19 protein-coding genes and 1 pseudogene are annotated in these 17,518 nt (G+C 72.1%); 12 read left to right on the forward strand and 8 right to left on the reverse strand.

Going from position 1 to position 17,518, the window contains the following annotated elements:
• Positions 1-86: 86 nt before the first annotated feature.
• Positions 87-578 (reverse strand): DUF6328 family protein, encoded by a 492-nt coding sequence (locus ACWGB8_RS17630; protein WP_452214398.1) that lies wholly within the window; start codon positions 576-578, stop codon positions 87-89.
• Between the two features lie 132 nt (positions 579-710).
• Positions 711-1,187 carry a hemerythrin domain-containing protein gene (locus ACWGB8_RS17635; RefSeq protein WP_452214399.1) on the reverse strand — a complete coding sequence of 159 codons (477 nt, stop codon included), beginning with the start codon at positions 1,185-1,187 and terminating at the stop codon, positions 711-713.
• A 185-nt stretch (positions 1,188-1,372) separates the two neighbouring features.
• Here ACWGB8_RS17635 and ACWGB8_RS17640 point away from each other — a divergent pair, with 185 nt between their 5' ends.
• The 6 genes from ACWGB8_RS17640 (at position 1,373) to ACWGB8_RS17665 (ending at position 5,300) form a co-directional block, all read left to right on the forward strand.
• Entirely contained in the window at positions 1,373-2,260 is an 888-nt protein-coding gene (locus ACWGB8_RS17640) for an SDR family oxidoreductase (RefSeq protein WP_452214400.1), read from the forward strand.
• Positions 2,261-2,546: 286 nt separating this feature from the next.
• Positions 2,547-2,996 carry an SRPBCC family protein gene (locus tag ACWGB8_RS17645; RefSeq protein WP_452214401.1) on the forward strand — a complete coding sequence of 150 codons (450 nt, stop codon included), beginning with the start codon at positions 2,547-2,549 and terminating at the stop codon, positions 2,994-2,996.
• 434 nt (positions 2,997-3,430) lie between these two features.
• Positions 3,431-3,796: an STAS domain-containing protein gene (locus ACWGB8_RS17650; protein ID WP_452214402.1), complete on the forward strand. Its 366-nt coding sequence runs from the start codon at positions 3,431-3,433 to the stop codon at positions 3,794-3,796.
• 5 nt (positions 3,797-3,801) lie between these two features.
• A complete protein-coding gene (locus ACWGB8_RS17655; protein WP_452214403.1) occupies positions 3,802-4,200 on the forward strand; it encodes a DUF6296 family protein in 399 nt (132 codons plus the stop codon).
• Positions 4,201-4,394: 194 nt separating this feature from the next.
• Complete coding sequence (locus ACWGB8_RS17660) at positions 4,395-4,883, forward strand: SPW repeat protein (RefSeq protein ID WP_452214404.1); 489 nt, start codon at positions 4,395-4,397, stop codon at positions 4,881-4,883.
• Positions 4,884-5,057: 174 nt separating this feature from the next.
• Positions 5,058-5,300 carry a hypothetical protein gene (locus ACWGB8_RS17665; protein WP_452214405.1) on the forward strand — a complete coding sequence of 81 codons (243 nt, stop codon included), beginning with the start codon at positions 5,058-5,060 and terminating at the stop codon, positions 5,298-5,300.
• Here ACWGB8_RS17665 and ACWGB8_RS17670 read toward each other — a convergent pair.
• Positions 5,254-5,835 carry a dihydrofolate reductase family protein gene (locus tag ACWGB8_RS17670; RefSeq protein ID WP_452214406.1) on the reverse strand — a complete coding sequence of 194 codons (582 nt, stop codon included), beginning with the start codon at positions 5,833-5,835 and terminating at the stop codon, positions 5,254-5,256. The genes ACWGB8_RS17665 and ACWGB8_RS17670 overlap by 47 nt on opposite strands.
• Positions 5,836-6,532: 697 nt before the next feature.
• On the opposite strand from ACWGB8_RS17670, the gene ACWGB8_RS17675 reads away from it, so the two are divergent.
• Together ACWGB8_RS17675 and ACWGB8_RS17680 are read left to right on the forward strand one after the other, a co-directional pair.
• Positions 6,533-7,279 carry a methyltransferase domain-containing protein gene (locus ACWGB8_RS17675; protein WP_452214407.1) on the forward strand — a complete coding sequence of 249 codons (747 nt, stop codon included), beginning with the start codon at positions 6,533-6,535 and terminating at the stop codon, positions 7,277-7,279.
• Positions 7,280-7,664: 385 nt separating this feature from the next.
• A pseudogene (locus ACWGB8_RS17680) lies at positions 7,665-7,836 on the forward strand (transposase); the annotation flags it as partial.
• A 93-nt stretch (positions 7,837-7,929) separates the two neighbouring features.
• On the opposite strand, the gene ACWGB8_RS17685 reads toward ACWGB8_RS17680, so the two are convergent.
• The 3 genes from ACWGB8_RS17685 to ACWGB8_RS17695 all read right to left on the reverse strand — a co-directional run bounded on the left by ACWGB8_RS17685 (position 7,930) and on the right by ACWGB8_RS17695 (position 11,189).
• Positions 7,930-8,820, reverse strand: coding sequence for a MerR family transcriptional regulator (locus ACWGB8_RS17685; protein WP_452214408.1), 891 nt, complete (start codon positions 8,818-8,820; stop codon positions 7,930-7,932).
• A 618-nt stretch (positions 8,821-9,438) separates the two neighbouring features.
• The gene (locus tag ACWGB8_RS17690; RefSeq protein ID WP_452214409.1) at positions 9,439-10,590 is read right to left on the reverse strand and encodes a LuxR C-terminal-related transcriptional regulator; all 1,152 of its coding nucleotides are present in this window, start codon (positions 10,588-10,590) and stop codon (positions 9,439-9,441) included.
• On the reverse strand, positions 10,497-11,189 hold the full coding sequence (locus tag ACWGB8_RS17695) for an ATP-binding protein (protein ID WP_452214410.1): 693 nt from the start codon (positions 11,187-11,189) through the stop codon (positions 10,497-10,499). The genes ACWGB8_RS17690 and ACWGB8_RS17695 overlap by 94 nt, the downstream gene beginning before the upstream one ends.
• A gap of 311 nt (positions 11,190-11,500) precedes the next feature.
• Between ACWGB8_RS17695 and ACWGB8_RS17700 the strand changes: the two genes are divergently transcribed.
• Positions 11,501-11,839 (forward strand): RNA polymerase-binding protein RbpA, encoded by a 339-nt coding sequence (locus ACWGB8_RS17700; protein ID WP_452214411.1) that lies wholly within the window; start codon positions 11,501-11,503, stop codon positions 11,837-11,839.
• Between the two features lie 439 nt (positions 11,840-12,278).
• Here ACWGB8_RS17700 and ACWGB8_RS17705 read toward each other — a convergent pair whose 3' ends face one another.
• Positions 12,279-13,193 carry a LysR family transcriptional regulator ArgP gene (locus ACWGB8_RS17705; RefSeq protein ID WP_452214412.1) on the reverse strand — a complete coding sequence of 305 codons (915 nt, stop codon included), beginning with the start codon at positions 13,191-13,193 and terminating at the stop codon, positions 12,279-12,281.
• A gap of 69 nt (positions 13,194-13,262) precedes the next feature.
• On the opposite strand from ACWGB8_RS17705, the gene ACWGB8_RS17710 reads away from it, so the two are divergent.
• Positions 13,263-13,886, forward strand: coding sequence for a LysE/ArgO family amino acid transporter (locus tag ACWGB8_RS17710; RefSeq protein WP_452214413.1), 624 nt, complete (start codon positions 13,263-13,265; stop codon positions 13,884-13,886).
• A 365-nt stretch (positions 13,887-14,251) separates the two neighbouring features.
• Positions 14,252-14,584 carry a hypothetical protein gene (locus ACWGB8_RS17715; RefSeq protein WP_452214414.1) on the forward strand — a complete coding sequence of 111 codons (333 nt, stop codon included), beginning with the start codon at positions 14,252-14,254 and terminating at the stop codon, positions 14,582-14,584.
• Between the two features lie 400 nt (positions 14,585-14,984).
• On the opposite strand, the gene ACWGB8_RS17720 is transcribed toward ACWGB8_RS17715, so the two are convergent.
• A complete protein-coding gene (locus ACWGB8_RS17720; protein ID WP_452214415.1) occupies positions 14,985-16,424 on the reverse strand; it encodes a DUF2079 domain-containing protein in 1,440 nt (479 codons plus the stop codon).
• A gap of 77 nt (positions 16,425-16,501) precedes the next feature.
• Between ACWGB8_RS17720 and ACWGB8_RS17725 the strand changes: the two genes are divergently transcribed.
• The coding region (locus ACWGB8_RS17725) for a beta-galactosidase (protein ID WP_452214416.1) at positions 16,502-17,518 on the forward strand (1,017 nt) is incomplete at its 3' end.

Consider the following 17,518-nt stretch of genomic DNA (forward strand, 5'->3'; position numbering starts at 1 on the left):
AGGCGGGACCTTTCCGCATTGCCTGCCGCGCAGCCTTTCGGGTTTGCTGGTGTACGGCCTTGTCCGGCGGGTCGGGCAGGCCTTGGTCATGCCCGGTCGTGCTGTTCCTGGTGGTGCACGACGGTCCAGGGCAGTAGGAGCCAGCACAGGGCGAACCACGCGAGGACGGCTGCGCTGAGGGCCCAGGCGAGTGCGGTCGTGTGCAGGGCGGTGCGCAGGAGCAGGAGTAGGGCACCGGTGATGGTGAGGGCGAGCAGGACCAGGCCGGTGGTGATGAGGTGTCCGGCGACGCGGATGAGTTCGGGCTTCATCCCGCGTCCGGCGAGGAAGCGGTGGAAGGCGACGGGGGCGATGAGGGTGCCGGTGGCGGCGGCGCCGAGCAGCACGGTGGTGACGTAGAGGTGGCGGTCGAAGTGCGGCAGGTCGGTGAATCGGGGCATGAAGACGACGGAGAGCAGGAAGCCGAAGAGGATCTGCGCGCCGGTCTGGCAGACCCGTACCTCCTGCAGCATCTCGTTCCACAGCCGGTCGGCCCGCTCGGCCGGCGTCTCGTCGCGGTCGGGTCCGTTGCGTGTCATGGTTCCTCGGTCCTCTGAAGGGCTCGGGGCGCCTGTGGCCACGGGGTACTCTTCGGCTGCGCCGGGAACGGGGACGTCCTGTGGCGGTGGCCGCTGGTGTCCGACAGTCGAGAGGGTAGCGGGCCGGGTTCGTCAGGTGTTGGCGCTGGGCACCTTGAGCGGGTCGCGGGTGGCACTCTCCTTGGCCTCGGCGAGGCGTTCGCCGAGTTCGACCAGGCTCTTGCGGCCCATGGCTTTGCGGACTTCGGGGAACCAGTCCTGTTCCTCTTCCTCGACGTGGTGGCGTACGTTCTCCATCAGCACGGTCATCTTCGCGTCGAACCGCTCGTCCTGCGGGTCCATCCCGGCGAGTTCGGAGAGCATCCACACCACGACGTGGTGCTCCTCGATGCTCTCCAGCACGTGGTCCTTCGTGTCGGGGGCGGCCTGGCGGGCGGCGGGGTAGAAGACCTCCTCCTCGATGACGGCGTGGACGGTCAGTTCCTCGATCACCTGGTCGGCGATCTTCTTCTTCTTCTCCGCGTACGCATTGTCGCCGGCCTTCTCGAAGGCTTTGAAGAGCTTCTCCACGCTCTTGTGGTCTTCCCTCAGCAGAACGATCGCGTCCATGGGCAGTCCTCCGGGTGTGACGGGCGGTCGGTGGCCGGTGGCACTGGTACCCGGCGCGCGGACCGGTACACGGGCGGGCTCGGGCCAACCACCCGTGTGCCGCAGCCCGCCGCGCGAACGGACCGGCGCGCGGCCAGACTCGCCCCCGTGAACCACCCCGGCCCACCCGAGGGAGACCGCCTACCGTGAACGACCAGCACACCCCGCAGGACCCGACCGAGCAGCATCCCCAGCCGCCGTTCCCCGAACAGTCCCAGCCGCACCCGGGCAGCGGGGAGGAGATGGAGCCCCGCCCGGACCACGGCGAGAGGAGCTACCGTGGCACCGGCCGCCTGAACGGCCGCACCGCACTGATCACCGGCGCCGACTCCGGTATCGGGCGGGCCGTCGCCCTCGCCTTCGCCCGTGAGGGGGCCGACGTCGCCTACCTGCCCGCCGAACAGGGCGATGCCGAGGAGACCGTCCGCCTCGTCACCGACGCGGGCCGGCGCGCCCTCGCCGTGGCCGGCGACCTGTGCGACGAGGACTTCTGCGCCGACCTGGTGGCCCGCACCACCGAGACGTTCGGCGGCCTCGACGTCCTGGTCAACAACGCCGCCTACCAGATGTCCCAGCCCGAGGGCCTGGCCGCGATCACGAGCGAGCAGTTCGACCGGGTGATGAGGACCAACCTGTACGGCATGTTCTGGCTCACCCGCGCCGCCCTGCCCCACCTGCGCGAAGGCGCCTCGATCATCAACACCGCCTCCGTCCAGGCGTACAAGCCCAGCCCGCACCTGCTGGACTACGCGATGACCAAGGCCGCGATCGTCGCGTTCACCCAGGGCCTTGCCATGCAGCTCGCCCCCGCGGGCATCCGGGTCAACGCCGTCGCCCCCGGGCCGGTGTGGACGCCGCTGATCCCGGCCACCATGGACGAGGAGAAGGTCGCGCACTTCGGCGAGCAGTCACCGCTGGGCCGCGCCGCCCAGCCCGCCGAGATGGCACCGGCCTACGTCTTCCTCGCCTCCCAGGAGTCCTCCTACATCACCGCGGAGATCGTCAACGCCACCGGCGGCACACCCCTGCCCTGACGCCTCCCACCCCGTCCCACAGGTACGCCTGCCGGATCGGACGGGCGCCGCCGGTGTGGCCATGCGCAGGATCACGGTGGCGCCCTGTCCTCGCGCCTGCGCGGCCCGGGCCCGGTGAAACCTCATGCGGAGTTCCCGCCCGGTTGCGGTGCCCGGGGAGGTTCTCGGGTTGCCGGATTCGGGCGGCGGGGGCGGAATCGGTAGGGGGCCCGGCATACGGGTCGGCCGCCGGGGAAAGGCGAACCGGCCACCGGGCAGATCCGACGAAGCGAAGGTGAGTGCAGCGATGAGCAAGGTGCAGGAGTCGATCGACGTGGACGTGCCGATCAGCACCGCGTACAACCAGTGGACGCAGTTCGAGGACTTCCCGATGTTCATGGAGGGCGTCGAGGAGGTCACCCAGATCGACGACCGCCACAACCACTGGAAGACCAAGGTCAAGGGTGTCACCCGGGAGTTCGACACCGAGATCGTCGACCAGGTCCCCGACGACCACGTGGCCTGGCGCACCACCGGCGGCGATGTCCGGCAGACGGGCATGGTGAGCTTCGAGCCGATCGACGCGCGCCACACCCGGGTCATGATGGAGATGGACTTCCAGCCCGGCGGCATGGCCGAGAAGGCCGCCGACATGGCGGGGATGCTCGACCGCCAGGTCAAGGGCGACCTGCGCCGCTTCAAGCACTTCATCGAAAAGCGCGGCACGGAGAGCGGCGGCTACCGCGACACCCTGTGACCAGCACCCCCCGGGACCCCGCCGCCACGCGGCGGGGTCGTCCAGTGGTTTCGAGCTCTGCCGTCCTCAGCGGTACCAGTGTTGTAGCCGGGGCCGGAGACTCGCGCGCCGATGACGCGGCGCGGTGCACCGGCTCGGACCGGAGGGCGACCGATCCTGACGTCCATGAGTGACTTCCCCGCCCAGCCGCGTCCCTCCTCACCCGTACACGGCCATCTGCCGAGCGGGCCTGGCCTGGCGCACCTGCGCGCCGTCGCCGCCGTGCTCGGCCCGCCCACCGGACCCGCCCGCCCCGATGACAACCGGACGGGCGGCTCGGCGAGCATGAGGTGGCGCTGCGCGAACTGTTCTGCCCGGTCGCCGGAGGGGTCGACCGCCCGGTCGGGCGGGTCCGTCGGCTCGGCACTCTCGTGGGCGCGGCGTAGGAGCGTGTGATGACCGGCGATCTTGTTCTTGAGGTCTCGCGTACCGAGGACGCCGCGGTCCTCGCCCCGTGCGGCGGCATCGACATGGACAACGCGGGCCGCCTGATGGCCGCGGTCCGGGAGGTCCTCGCGACCTATCCGGTGCCGCCGCTGATCGTTGTCGACCTCGGCCGCCTGGGCTTTTGCGACTCCGCCGCCCTGAACGTCCTGCTCCAAGCCCGTCTGGCCGTCCGGGCTGTGGGTGTGGATCTGGTGCTGGCCGCGCCCCCGCCGCAGATGGTCCGCCTGCTGGACCTCACCGGTACCGGCGAGGTGTTCACCGTCCGGGGGAGCGTGGCCGCGGCCCTGGGCGACGGCCACCCCGGCGGGGGGTGAGGGGCGTGACGGCGCCTGCGCGGTACGTGGTGCTCCTGCCTCGCGGCCCGGGCGGGTCCGTACCGCCGGAGGTGGTCGTCGTCCACCGCACCGGCGAGAGGACCGCCGACGGCGCCCCGACTGCACGGACGACACCGGCACGTTCCGGGTGGAGATCGCGGCGGGAGCAGCCCGGCCACACCGGGCAGCCGCCGGCCGACACACCTGTCGGCACGCCGTCCTACGGTCCTGACCCGGCCGCTTGCCACCGTCCCACCGACGGGTGCACCCGTGCGCAGCCGGGCTGCCGTGTCGGGTTGCCTGTGGCCGTAGGCGGTCTGGCTGCTCGACGGATGCGAACGGGTGGAAGGCTGCGCGGGGGCGGGTGCGTGGGCCGGTGCGGGGGGAGGCTCGGGCGGGCATGAACTCGAGGACGGAACCCACCGCCGTCACGGACCATGCCTCGGGGCGTGGGTGGCGGCGAGGTGCGTGCCCCGCCCGGCGGCCGAATCTCGGCCGGCCGGCCCGTAGGTACGGGATCGGAAGTATTACCGTTTTATCTGTTTATGTCGGCTTTATGGGGTAGATGGTGGGAAGCACTTCTTCTCCGGAGGTCATCATGGCGTCAACCCACCGTCCACCCATCGAAGAGCACCCCGACCTGAGGGAGCTGCGCGCCCGGCACGACCGCGCCGTCGCCACCCCCCGGGCCCAGATGATCGAGGCCCTGGCCCTCATCACCGGCCTGTACCTGGCGGCTTCGCCCTGGATCTGCGGGTTCAACGGCTTCACCACTCTGGCCGTCACCAACCTCGTCACAGGCATCGCCTATGCCCTGCTGCTGGGCGGGCTCGGCAACTCCTACGAGCGCACCCACTCCATGGCCTGGGCCGCCGCCGTCCTCGGCGTCTGGACCTGCGTCGCGCCCTGGGTCGTGGCCGGCGACGTCGCCCGCACCCGCTCCATCACCAGCAACCTCATCGCCGGCGCCATCGCCACCCTGCTCGCCCTCGCGGCCGCCACCGCCGCCCGCGACCGCGACACCACCCGCCCGGGAGCCGGCGACCGCCGCAGCCGCCGTCCCGTGCCGGGTCTCGACGACCGCTGACCAGCCGTCCCCAGCGCTGCCGGGAGAGCCTCACCGTCCTCCCGGCGGCCGCTTTCCCCCCAGCGCCGCCGGGAGGGCGACGACCTCCCCCTCCCGGCGGCCCCCGCGCATGCCGGCACCCGCGACGGGCATGCGCCCACTGTCCGTGACCACCTCGGTCGAACAGGAGAGACGATGAGCGCCAGACCCGAACTCGAACCGGTACTGCGCGGCATCGCCGAAGCCGTCCGCGACCGCGACGACCACGTCCTGCGCCGCCTGCTGGCCCGTCTCGCCGAACAGGCCACCACCGAGGACCTCTACGCCCTGCGCGACGCCCTCCCCCGCCTACGCACGGCTGACACGAATCCGCGACCCGCGTTCGGGAGCCTCAGGCAGGCTCGCCCTCGCGGACGGGCCGGTGGCGCAGCAGGGTGACCTGGTCGTCGAAGACCCGGGTCTCGGCGAGCGTGAGGTGCAGCCGCGGCCGGGGAGTGGGGAAGACCGGCTTCCCGCCGCCGAGCACCACGGGGTGCACGAGGATCCGGTAGTCGTCGATCAGCCGGTGCTCGGTGAGGTGGGCGGCGAGCGCGGAGCCCCCGAACAGCACCATGCGGGCGCCGTCCTGCTTGAGCCGGGCCAGCTCCTGCGCCGCGTCGGTGGTGATCACCCGGGTGTTCCAGTCGGCCTGCTCCAGGGTCCGCGAGACGACCAGCTTGGGGGTCTTGCGCCACAGCGGTGCGAACGCGAGGTCGTGCGCGTCGGTGGAGATCTCCTCGGCGCGCGGCCAGTAGCCGGCCATCATCTCCCACACCACCCGGCCGTAGAGGAAGACGTCGGCCTCCGCGGTGAGTTCGCGCGAGTAGGCGGAGAGTTCCGGTCCCATCACGGGCCAGTCGAACTCGCCGTCCGGTCCCTCGATGAATCCGTCGAGCGACTGGTGTACGAAGTGGGTGATCGTTCCGGTGGCCATGGTGGTGGTTCCTCTCCTGCGGTGGCGGGCGCCTCGATCGGGCCGCGTGAGTACGATCCCGCGGCGCGGTGTCCGTGATCAACGGACGATCGGTCAACAGCCGTTTAGCCGCGCTCCACGATGACGGCGGCCGGGGTGACGACTCGGTCCGGTCGTCCGCCCGCCGTGCCGCTACGCGGGGGCGAGGACCTCGGTCAGGGCGCGATGCTGTGCTCGCCGTACCCCGCCTCGGCCGCCCGGCGGACCAGGTCGTGCAACGGGGCGAGCCAGGCCGTCTCGACGTTCGTCTCCTTGCCCAGCTCCTCGTCGTACGCCGCGCCGACGACAGCTCGCTCCGCTCCCCGGCCAGCACCTGGGCTGGGGTGGTGTCGCGGCGTCGGCGGATTCGGACTACCCGTCCGCGTCGAGGGTGTCGGCGGCGAGCCAGTCGCGTCGCTGAGTGCGGGCCCGCGCCGGCGCCCGCTTCGAGCGCGGACACCTCGTCGAACGCCCGGGCGGTCCGCATCGCATGAGGCGCATGGCGGCAGGGCGTGAAATGCGATGGACACGGTGATCACAGCGGCCGTACCCTCGCCAGGTCCCAGCCTTCACACGTCCGAAGGGGTGCATTTGATGACGGTCCAGGTACTCGCGGCCAACCCCAGTCGGCCGCACTGCCCAGCCGTTCTGACCGACACGGACCGAAGGAACCCCTGTAGTGGATCTGCCACGTAGCTTCACCATCCGCGAGAGCAGCCATCGCATCTGCAACCCGTTCACCAGCGAGAAACTGGCCATCCTGGGTCAGGCCATCAGCCCGTCGCCGGACACCCGCATGCTCGACCTCGCCTGCGGCAAGGGCGAGATGCTGTGCACCTGGGCCCGGGACCACGGTGTCGCCGGCACCGGGGTCGACATCAGCACCGTCTTCCTCGACGCCGCGCGCGGGCGGGCAGTGGAACTGGGCGTTGCCGACCGCGTGGGCTTCGTGCACGCGGACGCCTCGGGCCATGTCGCCGACGATCCCGTCGACATCGCGGCCTGCGTCGGCGCCACCTGGATCGGCTCCGGTGTGGTGGGCACCGTCGAACTCCTGCGGCGCAGCCTCGCTCCCGGCGGCACGATGCTGATCGGTGAACCGTACTGGCGCCGTGAGCCTGAGGACCAGACCGTCGTCGAGGGCTGTCACGCGGCCCGCAGGGACGACCTGCTCACGCTGCCCGAACTGCTCGAACAGTTCGGGGACCTGGGCTGTGATGTCGTCGAGATGGTCCTCGCCGACCAGGACAGCTGGGACCGGTACGTCGCGGCACAGTGGCTCAACATCCGACGCTGGCTCGACGCCAACCCCGACGACGAGCTCGCCGACGACATGCGCGCGGAACTCGCCGCGGCACCCGTCCTGCACGCCAAGTACCAGCGCGAATACCTCGGTTGGGGCGTGTTCGTCCTGATGGACCGCTGACACACCCCTCCCGGTGAGCCCCGGCGCCACCTGCCGGGGCTCACCCGCCTGGACCGCACCGGCTTGGCCGGAGACTCTACGGTGTGACTGTGACCGGCGGGGTCGGTCGTGACTACGTTGAGTGCGGTGGCGAGGGGCTGCGGATGACCGGTGGACGTGGCGACGCTGACGATGTGGGACGCACGTTGCCGGTGATGGCGGACGCACGGGTCGGTGAGCCGGCTGTCGAACGCGGCCGCGGCCGAGGCGCTGGCAATGACCGATGCCGTGGAGTGGGCCTCCGACTGGTCCACAACAAGGGCGCGACCACGCTGTTGACGCATCGTCAGGCATCGCCCGGGATGCGGCCCAACTGCTGGCCCTGGACAAGCGGATCGGCGGCCTGGACGAGCAGATCAAGGCGACCTTCCACTCTCACCCGCAGGCGAGCATCATCGAAATCAATGCCGGGCATCGGGCCGATCCTGGGCGCTGAGTTCGTCGTCGCGGCCGGCGACCTGTCCGCCTACGCCGACGCCGGGCGCCTGGCTCCGCGGCAGGGGCTGGTCCCCGATCCGGCTCGCCCTGTGGGGGCGGGACGAGGATGCAGCCCGGGAGCTCTGGCGCAGGGCGGCCCCTGAGCTCCGCCGGGACGACCCATGAGTGGGCGCTCAGTCGCGGTCGGCGAGTTCCTGGGCCAGTTCCGCGCAGCGCACCCGGGCCGGGGAGAAGCCGTGGGGCAGCTTCGTGACGGCTTCGAACACGCTCATGTCACCATCCCTGACGCCGGTTTCCGCATTCTCTTCGGCGGCCTCCGGGTGAGTGGCGTCCAAGACGGTGTCGAGGAGGGCTGCTTCCTCCTCCTCGATCCCTGACTCTTCGATCACCGTCATCAGGATCCTCTCGAACGCGTGGCGCCGAGCGGCCGTTTCGGCAACGCGTGGGTCGTCGACGGCGACGGTGTCGTCGAGTGCTTCCTCGGCAGCGTCCACACGGTCGGACTCGGCCCGAAGCTCGGGATGGGTGGCCAGCGCGATGAACCGGGATGCCTGCACGACCGCGCCGAGGGGGCCGAAGATCCGCTCGGTGACAAGCAGCGTGTCCAGGTCCTCCTGGCGCAGTGAGCCCGCGGGAAGGTTCTTCAGGCGGCCGGTGACTGCCTCGGAGAGCAGGCCCGTCCTGCCGCCCTCGGCGCGCATCCGCCGCACCCGGGCCCGCTGGCGGGCCAGCTCCGCCTCCTGGGCAGCGAGGGCCTCCTCCAACCGGGCCAGGGCGGCCTCTGTGCCGTCCCCCTCACTCTCGCCGGTCCCGGCCACACCCACGGCGATGGTGAAGGCGTCACGGATGTCGCTCAGGGCGATTCCCGCCTCGGCCATCTTCCGGATCCACAGCAGCCGGACCACGTCCTGGAAGCCGTAGCGGCGACGGCCGTCGCCGCCCCGCGTGGGCTCGGGGATCAGGCCCATGGCGTGGTAGTGCCGGATCGCCCGCGGTGTCGTGCCCACGAGGGCCGCCACATCACCGATCTTGGCCTGACGCGAAACGAAGAAGGACATGGGCATCGGTAAAGGGCCTTTCACAGACGAACGAGGACGGCTCCACCTGACCACATGACGCTACGGAAGCTGCAAGCACGAGCCTCCCGCCGGCCGTACATACTGTCTTGGCCCGCACACGAGGTTCAGTCGTCCGAGGCAAGCGCGACTCGCCGGACCGACGTCTCGGTGACCGGCGGCGGAACCGCGGTGCTCCTCGCCCTCACCGCGGCCGCCACCACCGGCGGAGCCTGGTGCGCAAACCTCGGCCTTGAGGAACCGGGCCTGCGCCCCGTTCCCGCGGCCCCGCGGCCCCGCGGCCCCGCGGTCCGGCCCACCGGCTGCCCGTGTCCGGGCTGGGGCGCCGACGGCGTCGTGACGCTTCCGGGGGGTGCCGGGTTCGTGCGGGTCGGGGGCGGGACCGCGGTGGCGGTCTGCTCGGGGGTTTTCGGGGGCGGGTTGCCGGGTGGTGGCGCCGCCCCCGACGGGTTGGTGTCAGTCGCGGACCCAGAACTCGATGGACATGGGAGGGACGGTGATCTCCAGGGTCGGGGCTGCGCCGGGGTGCCGGGGGATGGGCGCCACGAGCGCGACAGTCATGACGAAACGGACTCCGCGACTCGCGACTCGTGAACGAGGCCGGGTTCAGGCCTGCCGGCGGGCGAGGTCGGCGCGGGTGGTGGAGAGTTTGGCCAGGACGCGGGCGACGTGGTTCTCGACGGTGCGGGTGGAGAGGAACAGGGCGGCGGCGATGTCCTTGTTGGTGGCGCCGGTGACGAGCAGGTCGCGGATCTGTTGCTCCCGGGGGGAGAGCCGGTCGCCGTAGCCGGCGCGGCCGCGCAGGTTGGGGGTTTTGCGGCCGAGTTCGCGCAGCAGGTGGTGGCAGCGGGCCGCGTCGGAGGTCGCGCCGAGGCGCTCGAACGTGGCGAGCGGCCCGGCCAAGCGGGTCTCGGTCTCGGCGGGGTCGGTGCGGGTGCGCACGGCGTGTTCGGCGGCGAGGGCGGCATGGTAGGGGCGGCCGATGTCGGTCCACTGGGCGGCCGCGAGATCGAAGGCCGCCATCGCCGCGTCGGGACCGCCGGCGCGCAGCAGCAGGCCCCGGCACAGGTGGTGTTCGGCGACGGCGCCGGGTGCGTCGCGGCCGTCGGTGGCGGTGGCGTGGCGTTCGGTCAGTTCCCGGGCTTCGGCGGTGCGGTCGAGGGTGAGGAGGGTTTCGACGGCGGTGGGCAGGAGGTCCCAGGCGTGGGCCCAGGCCTCCTTGCGGTCGAGGAGGTCGAGGAAGTCGAGCGGGTCGGTCAGCGTCCGCCAGGCGGACTGGGGGTCGCCTCGGGTGAGGTGGAGGCGGGCGGTGCCGGCGGCGGCGCCGAGCGAGTCCAGGTGCAGGCACTCGCGGGTGAGGACCTGCTCGAAGGCGGTGGCGGCCTGGGTGGTGCGGCCGCGGGCGGCGGCGAGGAGGCCGCGGACGGTGGCCAGCAGTCCGCCCGAGTTCAGCGGGCTGTCCGGATGGCGGTCGTGGAAGGCTTCCAGGCCGCGCTCGGCCTCGTCCCAGCGTCCGGCCTGCCAGTCGAGCACGACCTGGAGAGAGCGGAGGTGCAGGCCCAGCATCTGCATGCGGGTGCGTGGCACCATCGCCTGCGCCTCGGCGAGGGCCACCGCGGCCGGCCGGTCGTTCCCGACGGCGAGTGCGCCCATGACACCTGCACTCAGGAAGACCGCCGTGCCGTGGAGCACCCGAACGTCGTCGCCCTCGCGGGGCAGCTCCGCCACCAGCCTTGCCGCGGCCGGATCGGCGGCCACGCACTGCTGGGTGAACCTGCCTCCGCCCGGTAGGTCAGCACCAGTGCCGAATCGGTGGGCATGTCGCGTGCGAGCAGGAGCAGCAGTTCGCGGGTCGCCGCGTCCGCCCAGTGGAGGTCCTCGACCACGAGCACCGCCGGCGCCACCGCCTCCAACAGCGCCCGCACCCCCGACACCACCCGGAACCGCTGCATACCCGAACCGGAGGAGCCCGGCAGCGGCTCGGGCGGCGGTTCGGGCAGTGCACCGGCCAGGTCCGGCAGCAGCGGCGCCAGCGCCCCCGCCGAAGCACCCAGTTCTTCCACCGGCGGCAGCCACGGTCCGATGCGGCGCAGCGCGTCGACCACCGGTCCGTAGGCCAGCGGTTCACGCAGCGGATGGCAGCCTCCCGCCAGCACCCGCAGACCCTCGGCTTCCAGCCGCGCCGACGCCTCCGCGACCAGCCGCGACTTGCCGATCCCCGCCTCGCCCTCCACCAGCACCACCGCCGGACGCGCCTGGGACACCGCGCCCAGCAACTCCCGCATCTCGCGTTCGCGACCCGCGAACGCGCACCCCTGAACCGCGGGGAAGGACGCTCCACCGCCCAGCCCGTTCATGCCCAGCTCCCATCACCACCGCCGCCCCACAAGGGCGTGACAGACCGCAGCACCGGATCGATTCCACCGTAGCCCGGCCCGCAGCAGACCGCCGAGACGCACGCCCCCGTCCTGGCCGTGACCCGGCCGTCCAGAACCGTGCATCGCTCACGGAGCGCAGTTCAGGTGGGAGGCCACAGACGGCTGACGTCCAGGAATCGGCGGCGGCTCAATGCCTGCACGGGGGGCGGTGGGCCGGGTTGCCGGGGGTGGCCGTACGCTGGGCGTCCCCATGCACCGAGGCGTGGACATCATGGCCGAGGAGAGCGATCGTGGCACAGGGACGTGGCGGCATCAGGGGTGCGCGGATCGGTTCGGGTCCCATGGGGGAGTCCGAGCGCGGCGATCTCGCCCCTCGTACAGCGGTGTCGTTCTGGTGCGGCAACGGCCACCGGACCCAGATCAGCTTCGCGATCGAGGCGGTGGTCCCGCAAGCGTGGGACTGTCGCAGCTGCGGTCTGCCGGCCGGCCCCGATCCCGATGACGTGCCCGTCGCCCAGGGCAACGCCCCCTACAAGACGCACCTGGACTACGTCCGGCAACGCCGCAGCCAGGAAGACGGCGAGATCCTGCTCAACGAGGCACTGGCCAAGCTGCGCGGGACTCTCTGAGCTCCTGGAACGGCGCCGCGACCGGCTACCTCACCAACGGTCGGCGCCCCCGCAGTACATGCTGACCAAGTCCTCACAGGCGCTGTTCATCCCCTCCACGCCGTGCTCGGCGAGCTGCGCGAGCTGCCCCGGCGTGCCTCGCATGGAACACCCGGTCATGGTCAGGGTGCACGGGGCCAGGGGTGTGAGCAGCGCAATTTCCGCCCGGGTCGCGGCCAGGCGGACCGTCACCAGGACTCCGGCCGCCGGGTCGCCGGGCCTCCCGGGGGACACCCGGGAGGGCCACCCACGGGCCCGGCCGACAGGTCGGTCCGCCCCTGCGGGCGCCAGGCCGCCGGCGTCTGTTCGACGCGGATGTCCCTCGGCCCGGTCTCCTCCGGGGGCGTCTCCTGCAGTCTGCGCCGGAGTTCAGGACTCACCGGCGCAGACACCGGGCGGTCTACGGCCGGCGGGTGGGTTTGGCCAGCAGGGCCTCGGCGGCGGCCGTCGCGACGACCTCGGCGACCGTGGACAGGGCGGGCGAATCCAGCTTCCACTGCTGCCAGTACAGGGGAACGTCCATGGGCCGGGCGGGTGCGAGTTCCACCAGTCGGCCGGACCGCAGCAGCGGCTCGGCCTGCGGTTCGGGGACGAGGCCCCAGCCGAGCCCGGCGGCCACCGCGTCCCGGAACCCGTCCGAGGCGGGCACCAGGTGGCGGGTCCGCCCGGCGCCCGACTGCCCCCGGGTGAGGGACCGGACGAACTCGTCCTGGAGCTCGTCGCGCCGGTCGAAGACCACGGTGGGGGCTTCGCGCAAATCCTCGGCCAGGTCTCCGGTGAGGTGACGGGCGGCGAACTGCGGCGTAGCCACGGCCAGGTAGCGGGCCAGCCCGAGCCGCCGCGCGGTGCAGCCGGCCACCGGTTCGGGCGAGGAGGTGACGGCGGCCATCACCTGGCCCTCGCGCAGCAGGGCGGTGGTGTGGGACTCGTCCTCCCGGTACAGCTCGAAGAAGATCGGCGGGTCCTGCGGCACCCGGGTGAGCGCGGGCAGGAACCAGGTCGCGAGGGAGTCGGCGTTGACCGCGATCGGGACCCGGGCCGGGCCCTGCTCGGCCGCCAGGCCCAGTTCGGCGCGGGCGTCGCGTTCCAGGCGGGCCAGCTGGCGGGCGAAACGGACCACCACCTCGCCGGACTCGGTGAGCCGTACCGGCTTGGTGCGCAGGAGCAGGACCCGCCCGGTGCGCTGCTCCAGGGCTTTGACGCGCTGGCTGACGGCGGAGGGGGTCACATGCAGGGCGGCAGCCGCGGCGTCGAAGGTGCCCTCGTCGACCACCGCGAGCAGGGTCCGAACCTGGTCCAGGGGAAGCTCGTCCATAAGTACAGCTAAGGTTACCTAAGAATCTTTAGCTGTACTCATCGATACGCGATCCATACGGTCGAAGCCATGAACAGCAGCACCATCGCCGCCGTAATCGCCGGTTTCGGCACCGGGCTCTCCCTCATCGTGGCTATCGGGGCCCAGAACGCATTCGTCCTTCGCCAGGGCGCCCGCAGGCACGCCGTCCTCGCGGTGGTCGCCATCTGCGCCGTCTCGGACGCGGCGCTGATCGCGCTCGGCGTGACGGGGGTGGGCGCGGTGGTCACGGCCTGGCCGGCGGCGCTGACCGCAGTGGGCCTGATAGGCGGGGCATTCCTGCTCTGCTACGGCTTCCTGGCGGCCCGTCGGGTGCTGCGCCCGGATCCGGCGGCCGCGCTCACCGGCGGAGGACCGGAGGCGGGGTCCGTCCGGCGAGCGGTCTTGACGTGCCTGGCGATGACCTGGCTGAACCCGCACGTGTACCTCGACACCGTGCTCCTGCTGGGCTCGCTCGCCTCCGACCGCGGCGACCTGCGCTGGGCCTTCGGTACGGGCGCGGCGATGGCCAGCCTGTGTTGGTTCGCCGGCCTGGGCTTCGGCGCCCGGCTGCTGAGCCGTGTCCTGTCCCGGCCGAAGGCCTGGCGGGTGCTGGACGGACTGGTCGCGGCGACCATGCTGGCGATGGGCGGGATGCTGGTCGCCGGCGCATAGGGCGACCTGGCCGCCGGACGGATCCCGCAGCAGCCTCGGTACGCCGGTTCCCCCGATCGCCGCACTGATCGGCACCCCGGCCGAGTCCGTCGAACGGTGGATCGCCTGCGTGCCCACCGCCGCCGCGCTGCCGTTCAGCGTCCGGCCGACGACTTGGTCCGGGTACGTTGCCCGCGGCCAGGTGCCCGCCCCGGAGGACTGCATCGGGGCCGCCAGACCGCCACCAGGGATCGTGCAACTCGGGACGGGTCGGCTGCGTCGTGGATCACATGAAGACCGTGACTGATGATCAGCGGACCGGGCAGGGGTGGCCCCGGTCCTTGGCGACTGTGCTGGCGGCACCCGGGCTTGCGGCAGGGGGTACGGTGCTCGGCACCTCCTGGACCGTGCAGGCGTGGGCCGACTGCCCGTTGGGCAACGACGCGGCCGCGAACCTCTCGCTGACGGTGTTCACTGTCCCGATGGTGTGGCTGTTGATGACCGTCCTGCTGGCGGTGATACACCTGCGGCTCCGGGCGACCACCGATGCGGGGGAGTGGCCGTTCCGTGCCTTCGTGCTCGTCCTGGCGGCGTTGGTGTTGATGGTCCTCTACCGCGGAGGGATGAGCTCTCCACTGCCCATCGAGCCCGGCGGGACATGCATGGAGGGCTGGCCGGTCTTTCCCTTCACCGGCAAGCCCGGTCCCGGCCCCTCCTAGGAGACGCCCGTGCCGTCCTGTTCACCTGGTGGTCGCAGCGGCTGCTGCCCGGCGGACGCGTCCGCTGGAGCTGCTCGACCTTCTTCCTGAAGGCCGCCCAGACGCCGAGCGCTTCGCCGAGCCAGTGCGTGAAGCCTTGGCCGTTCGCCGGGTCGGCCGCCGAGATGACGAACAGTCGGCCGGGATTCGGCGAGTCGGACCGCAGCCGTGGCGCTGGGAGCGCACCTGAACAGCGAGCTTGTCGGCGTTGCTCACGTCGGCCCTGGCGGTGGCCCGGGCATTCGGGGGTCGGTCGCCCGTTCGGCCGGGGCGCCCGCAGGTCCGGCGGGCACCCGGCCGCAGGCCCGGCTCAGCACCCTGGCGGCGTACGTTCCCACGACCCGGTGGTCAGCGGCGCTGTTCACCGAGGCGGTACACGGTGACTCCGCCGCCGTTCGCGACCGGAGCGTACCCGGCGCCGGGTAGGGCGTGGAGGGCGTCGGACTCCTGTCGGGCGGTGAAGAGCCCGTCCTGCGGCTGGTCGAACGCCGCGACCCATTCGGGCCTCACTCCTGGTCCGCCGGGGTAGCGGGGGAAGAGGTAGACCTCGGTGCGGGCGGTGAGTTGGGGGGGCGAGCGCGTTGGCGGCGGCCACCCGGGCGCCGTCGGGGATCCGGCGCAGGACGTCCCGTACGGTGTCGGCCGCGGGGTCGTGCTGCCAGGTGGCCGGGCGGGCGAGCGTGCTGAGGGGCTGGGCGGGCAGGTTCCCCGCGGTCACTGCGAGTGCGGAGCCGACGAGGCAGCGCACGGTCCACCGCGGCAGGACGCGTCCGGCGCGCAGCCGGGTGAGGGCGTCGGCGAAGGCGATGAAGACGATCGGCATCAGGATCGCGCCGTAGTGGAACGTGGTGCCCCAGTAGGAGGGGTTGGTGGACCAGAACCGCCAGGCCAGGGTCGGTACGGCGAGCAGCAGCAACGGGGAGCGCAGCGCCAGGAAGGCAGTGGGAGCCAGCAGCACACCGAGCGTGACCCACTTCTCGCCGGGCATCAGGAGCCTGGCCAGCGGGTTGCCGGACGGCCCGTCCACGCTGTTGAGGTAGGGGTAGACGCCGTCGGGGTTCAGCGCGGGGACGATGACCAGCACCACCAGGGCGAGGGTGGCGGCGGCCACGGCGGCGAGGGTCGCGCCCAGTGCGCGGCGGCCGTGGAGGAACAGACAGCAGCCGATGGCCGCGACCGTCGCCGCCAGGTCCTCCTTCACCAGCAGCAGCGGCAGCGCCCACCCGGCGGCCGCCGCCCACTCGCGCAGCGTCAGCCGTTCCAGGGCGAAGGCCAGCAGCGGCACCGCGAAGGCGATTTCGTGGAAGTCGAAGCCGACCGCCTGCTGGAGTCCGACCGACAGCCCGTAGGCCGTTCCGATGCCCGCGCCCGCCCACGGTCCCGCCGCCCGCGCCGCCACCCGGGTCACCGGGACGACCGAGATCGCGAGCAGTGCCGCCTGGGCGACCAGCAGGGTGAGTGGGGAGGGGGCGAGGAGGTAGAGCGGCGCGAGGGTGGTGAGAACGGGATGGAAGTGGTCCCCGAGCAGGTGGAAGCCCGGCCCCTTGAGTTCGGAGACCGGTGCTCGCCCGTGGGCATAGGCGCGTACGGCCTGCTCTAAGATGCCCAGGTCGAAGCCGGTCGTCTGCAGGTGCAGGTGGCGGGAGACGGACAGCGCGGCGTAGGCGGCGAACAGGACCGCGGCCAGGGCCCAGGGCAGTAGGGCGGCCACGCGCCGTGCGGGTGCGGGGGGCTGCCGCTGTTCCGGCAGGCGTGGCCGTTGCGGCGTGGTGGCCTGGGCCGTCGGCGGGGTCAGGAGCACGGGGCACCTCCTGGTTGCGAAGCCGCGCCGCGCAGGATGGAGCAGCGGTTGATGCCGTGCGGCTCGGGGGGGCGGGCGTGGGGTGTGGGGGTTGGAGGTGGTCGGCCGGCCCCGTCCTCGGCAACCTGCTGCGGCCCACCTACGCCGAGGCGGCCGGCACCCCCGGCTACCACCTCGACACGGCAGCGACCGAGCTCAGACCCGACACGGCCCTCCCCGGTTTCGGAGGAACCGGCGGGGGCGTCACCTACGGCGTCACGTACAACGGGTGGTCCCGAAACGGTCAGGCCTGGTACCCGCTGAGCGGGGAGTTCCACTACGTGCGCTACCCGGCCCACCGCTGGGAGCGGGAGCTCGGCAAGATGCGCGCGGCAGGCCTCGACACCGTCGCCACCTACGCGTTCTGGAACCACCACGAGAATCCGCAGGGAACCTGGGACTGGACGGGGAACAGGGACCTGCGGGCCTTCCTGGCCGCGGCCCAGCGACAGGGCCTGCTGGTCTGGCTGCGCGTCGGCCCCTACATCAACGCGGAGACCAACGACGGAGGTATCCCGTCCTTCGCCCTGAGCGGCAAGCGCACCGACGACCCGGGATATCTGGCCAAGGTCGGCTCGTACTTCTCACAACTCGCCGACCAGCTCCAAGGGCAGTTCGTCAAGGACAGCGGCCCGATCGTCGGAATCCAACTGGAGAACGAAGCATCGCATCGTGCCCTCTGCCTCGCCCTGGTTGTCCGGAGAATCCGCGAACCGGATCCCGGTCAGGCACGGCAGGCGGCCGTTCAGGTGCGGAGCCGGATGGCGAAGGCCGCGTCGGCCCTCAGAGCCCCGGTCGGTGCGTGCGCAGACGCTGCCAGGATGCGCCGCCACGCGTCCGGAGATGATGGCAGGCCGGACGCGGGGCGGCGTCCGGCTGCCACGTCCACCAGTCCCTGTACGAGTCGGCCCATGCCCATTCGGTCGATGGGGACCGGGACCACGAGACGGAAGCGGGGCCGGCCGTGCAAGGGCGAGTCGGTCGGCGAGCCCCGGGGTCAGGCCGGATGTCCGGCGTCGATGTCCGCGACATCGCCGAGGCGGAGCGGACCGCGC

The sequence above is a fragment of the Kitasatospora sp. NPDC054939 genome, assembly GCF_053610105.1.

Bases quoted from the DNA above. Each gene is read 5' to 3' on its own strand.
- ACWGB8_RS17705 (WP_452214412.1), bottom strand. From the start codon at position 13,193: ATGGACGAGCTTCCCCTGGACCAGGTTCGGACCCTGCTCGCGGTGGTC.
- ACWGB8_RS17670 (WP_452214406.1), bottom strand. From the start codon at position 5,835: ATGGCCACCGGAACGATCACCCACTTCGTACACCAGTCGCTCGACGGA.
- ACWGB8_RS17645 (WP_452214401.1), top strand. From the start codon at position 2,547: ATGAGCAAGGTGCAGGAGTCGATCGACGTGGACGTGCCGATCAGCACC.
- ACWGB8_RS17650 (WP_452214402.1), top strand. From the start codon at position 3,431: ATGACCGGCGATCTTGTTCTTGAGGTCTCGCGTACCGAGGACGCCGCG.
- ACWGB8_RS17710 (WP_452214413.1), top strand. From the start codon at position 13,263: ATGAACAGCAGCACCATCGCCGCCGTAATCGCCGGTTTCGGCACCGGG.
- ACWGB8_RS17630 (WP_452214398.1), bottom strand. From the start codon at position 578: ATGACACGCAACGGACCCGACCGCGACGAGACGCCGGCCGAGCGGGCC.
- ACWGB8_RS17660 (WP_452214404.1), top strand. From the start codon at position 4,395: ATGGCGTCAACCCACCGTCCACCCATCGAAGAGCACCCCGACCTGAGG.
- ACWGB8_RS17695 (WP_452214410.1), bottom strand. From the start codon at position 11,189: ATGAACGGGCTGGGCGGTGGAGCGTCCTTCCCCGCGGTTCAGGGGTGC.
- ACWGB8_RS17635 (WP_452214399.1), bottom strand. From the start codon at position 1,187: ATGGACGCGATCGTTCTGCTGAGGGAAGACCACAAGAGCGTGGAGAAG.
- ACWGB8_RS17685 (WP_452214408.1), bottom strand. From the start codon at position 8,820: ATGCCCATGTCCTTCTTCGTTTCGCGTCAGGCCAAGATCGGTGATGTG.
- ACWGB8_RS17665 (WP_452214405.1), top strand. From the start codon at position 5,058: ATGAGCGCCAGACCCGAACTCGAACCGGTACTGCGCGGCATCGCCGAA.